The 3,213-nt window shown below is 47.0% G+C and carries 4 protein-coding genes; 1 reads left to right on the top strand and 3 read right to left on the bottom strand.

The features are described 5' to 3' along the window. Window positions 1–97: 97 nt before the first annotated feature. The 3 genes from KDD36_14910 to KDD36_14900 all read right to left on the bottom strand — a co-directional run bounded on the left by KDD36_14910 (window position 98) and on the right by KDD36_14900 (window position 2,719). Window positions 98–835, bottom strand: a complete 738-nt coding sequence (locus tag KDD36_14910; protein MCB0397939.1) for a hypothetical protein — start codon at window positions 833–835, stop codon at window positions 98–100. A 28-nt stretch (window positions 836–863) separates the two neighbouring features. Beyond that, window positions 864–1,106 carry an ATP synthase F1 subunit epsilon gene (gene atpC, locus KDD36_14905; GenBank protein ID MCB0397938.1) on the bottom strand — a complete coding sequence of 81 codons (243 nt, stop codon included), beginning with the start codon at window positions 1,104–1,106 and terminating at the stop codon, window positions 864–866. A 104-nt stretch (window positions 1,107–1,210) separates the two neighbouring features. Continuing rightward, window positions 1,211–2,719, bottom strand: coding sequence for a F0F1 ATP synthase subunit beta (locus KDD36_14900; GenBank protein MCB0397937.1), 1,509 nt, complete (start codon window positions 2,717–2,719; stop codon window positions 1,211–1,213). Window positions 2,720–2,937: 218 nt separating this feature from the next. On the opposite strand from KDD36_14900, the gene KDD36_14895 reads away from it, so the two are divergent. Continuing rightward, window positions 2,938–3,213: riboflavin biosynthesis protein RibF (locus tag KDD36_14895; GenBank protein MCB0397936.1), on the top strand; the 276-nt coding region annotated here is incomplete at its 3' end.

Genomic DNA, 3,213 nt, shown 5'->3' with positions numbered 1-3,213 from the left:
GGCGTGAACCTGAGTGAAGCCCTGGATAAAAGCATATCGAAAAAGACCACCCGTGACGGGGATCGCCATCGCAATAACCCTAAGCTAGGGTAGGTGATCAGCCGTTGTTTTCTTTCTTGATGTTGGAGAGAAACCGGATGAGTGACAACCAGTATTCCTGATTGCTTTCACAGGATTTCCAAAGGGCTCTCGATCCGTGGATGCCTTCCAGGCCCGGGTAGAACTGCTGCTTCTTGTCCGCCGGAATATCGCTGATCAATTCTTTCACCGCTGCTCCTTCCGCTTTTGAGGAGGCCACAAAGGTCGGTTTGTTAAGTCCTTTGATGGATTCTTTGACATTCAGTTTGGTGCCAAAGTATTCACCCGGACTGAATGCGATGACCGCTCCAACCTTGTCATTTTTAGCTGCGATCGTCAAGGCCAGGGAAGCGGAGTACGAACTGCCTAATAGTGTAATGGGTTGGTGACTGCGTTCATAGAGGTAGTCTATGCCTGCGACAATATCCTGTTCGGCATCCAGGTATTCGGTAGGAAGATTTTTTGCTTTAGCCCGCTGGTAGGTCTCATTGGGAATATTGTTGACCGAATTGCCAGATCGTTGATCAATGGCGAGACAGTTATATCCGAGTTTGTTAAATCGTTCAGCCGTCACCACATATTCTCCCCGGCTGTAGCCGGCCTGGTGGCATAGCAAAATATAAGGAGCGTTGTCGTTAACGATGTAAAGATCACCCGTGATTTCCAGGCCATCCGCTGCCTTTAAAGTAATTTTTTCCGAAGCCCTGGTGGTAAACGCGACTCCACACGCAACCAGGAGAAGAAGACTTTTCCGCATAACATAGCATTGATTAAAAAAAATCCTGCTATGCTGATTCAGCCAATACCGTCACTTTATTATTAAGTACTTCGATCACACCGCCATCAATAGCAAAACTTTGCTCTTTGTTGTCGGCACCCTTGATCCTCACCTGGCCTTTGGTAAGTGTAGATATAATAGGGGCATGGTTGTTCAATACCTGGAACTTTCCATTGGTTCCCGGTACTTCTACCATGCTGGCTTCCCCACTATACAGGTTGGCATCAGGGGTTACGATTTGTAAATCCATGTGTTCTCTATTGTAACGTGACGATGGTTCCGGACTGAAAAAGCATAATGGACCACTTGCTCATCACGTGTAAAGTACAAAATACAACTTTGTTAGCCAAATACTTACTTGGCTTCTGCCATCAGTTTCTTTCCTTTTTCAATGGCTTCCTCGATAGAACCAACCAGGTTAAAGGCAGCTTCCGGATATTCGTCGACTTCTCCGTCAAGGATCATATTGAAGCCTTTGATGGTGTCTTCGATGCTTACGAACACCCCTTTCAGACCGGTAAACTGTTCTGCCACGTGGAAAGGTTGTGACAGGAAGCGTTGAACCCGGCGTGCGCGGTGAACGACCAGTTTATCTTCTTCGGAAAGTTCATCCATACCCAGGATGGCGATGATATCCTGCAGTTCTTTGTAGCGTTGCAGAATCTCGATCACACGCTGGGCGGTTTGATAATGTTGTTGTCCGACGATAGCCGGTGTCAGAATCCGGGAAGTAGAATCCAGGGGGTCCACCGCAGGATAGATACCCAACTCTGCAATTTTCCGGCTCAATACCGTGGTGGCATCAAGGTGGGCAAACGTGGTTGCAGGAGCGGGATCGGTAAGGTCATCTGCAGGTACGTAAACCGCTTGTACCGATGTGATGGATCCACGTTTTGTGGAAGTGATACGTTCCTGCATCAGTCCCATTTCCGTTGCCAGGGTTGGTTGGTAACCTACGGCTGATGGCATACGTCCCAGGAGGGCGGATACCTCTGAACCGGCTTGTGTGAAACGGAAGATGTTGTCAATAAAGAACAGGATATCTTTTCCTTCACCTTCGCCCTCACCATCACGAAAATACTCCGCCATCGTCAGACCGGAAAGGGCCACACGTGCACGTGCACCGGGAGGCTCGTTCATCTGTCCGAATACCAGAGTGGCTTGTGATTCGGCCAGTTCTTTCTTATCTACTTTAGAAAGATCCCAGCCGCCTTTTTCCATATCCTCGGTAAATTTCTCTCCGTATTTGATAACGCCTGACTCAATCATTTCACGAAGGAGGTCATTTCCTTCACGGGTTCTCTCGCCTACACCAGCAAATACAGAGAGTCCGGCATAACCTTTGGCAATGTTGTTGATCAATTCCATGATCAATACCGTCTTTCCAACACCAGCTCCACCGAACAAACCGATCTTACCTCCCTTAGAATAAGGCTCGATAAGGTCAATTACTTTGATACCGGTGAAAAGTACTTCAGAAGAGGTAGTCAGATCCTCAAAACGTGGCGGTTCACGGTGAATGGAATAACCATCATCGTTGCTTACCTCACCTATGCCATCAATGGCTTCACCCACCACATTAAACAAACGGCCTTTCACCTGGTTGCCTGTAGGCATTTTGATAGGACTGCCGGTAGCGACCACTTCCATGCCACGTACCAAACCATCGGTCGAATCCATCGCGATCGCACGAACGGTATCTTCACCAACGTGTTGTTGACATTCCATTACGATTTTGTGACCCTGTTCGTTGGTCACTACAAGGGCATCCAGGATATTGGGTAATTGACTTCCTTCTTTCTCGAAACTAATATCAACTACAGGACCAATTACCTGAGAAATTTTTCCGTTACTGGTGGACATTTTGTCTTTTTTTGTGAGGTCTTACGCTAATTTTGCCGCGAATTTACCATTATTTGAACAATTACCAGCAATAAGACCAACAATAAATTTTAACTAATTTTACACCGGACGCATGAATGTGCAGCCGGTTAACCACTCGGGGTGCATAGATCGGCACCACTCTCTGCAAGGTGAAAGTATACGAAAGCATTGATTTATTCGAAGCCAAAGGGCCAGCAATGGTGACCCTGGGCACGTTTGACGGAGTACACGTTGGGCACAAGAAAATTCTGGAAAGACTTATAACTACAAGCCGGAAGCGAAACTTCAGAAGTGTACTGATTACTTTTTCGCCTCATCCGAGACTGGTGCTCCAGACCAACCAAAACGACCTAAAGCTGCTGAATACCCTTGATGAAAAAATTGAACTTCTGGATCATTCCGGACTCGATAACCTGATCATTCACCCCTTTACTCAAGAATTTTCAAGACTTTCCTATACCGCCTTTGTGAGG

It is taken from the genome of Flavobacteriales bacterium, assembly GCA_020435415.1.
Lineage (GTDB): Bacteria > Bacteroidota > Bacteroidia > JACJYZ01 > JACJYZ01 > JACJYZ01.
The sequence above is the reverse complement of the archived record's forward strand: the minus strand, read 5'-3'. Positions and strand labels throughout refer to the sequence as shown.

What these genes read in the sequence shown, in the direction of transcription:
- KDD36_14910 (MCB0397939.1), bottom strand. Translation starts at nt 835, where the DNA reads ATGCGGAAAAGTCTTCTTCTCCTGGTTGCGTGTGGAGTCGCGTTTACC.
- atpC (MCB0397938.1), bottom strand. Translation starts at nt 1,106, where the DNA reads ATGGATTTACAAATCGTAACCCCTGATGCCAACCTGTATAGTGGGGAA.
- KDD36_14900 (MCB0397937.1), bottom strand. Translation starts at nt 2,719, where the DNA reads ATGTCCACCAGTAACGGAAAAATTTCTCAGGTAATTGGTCCTGTAGTT.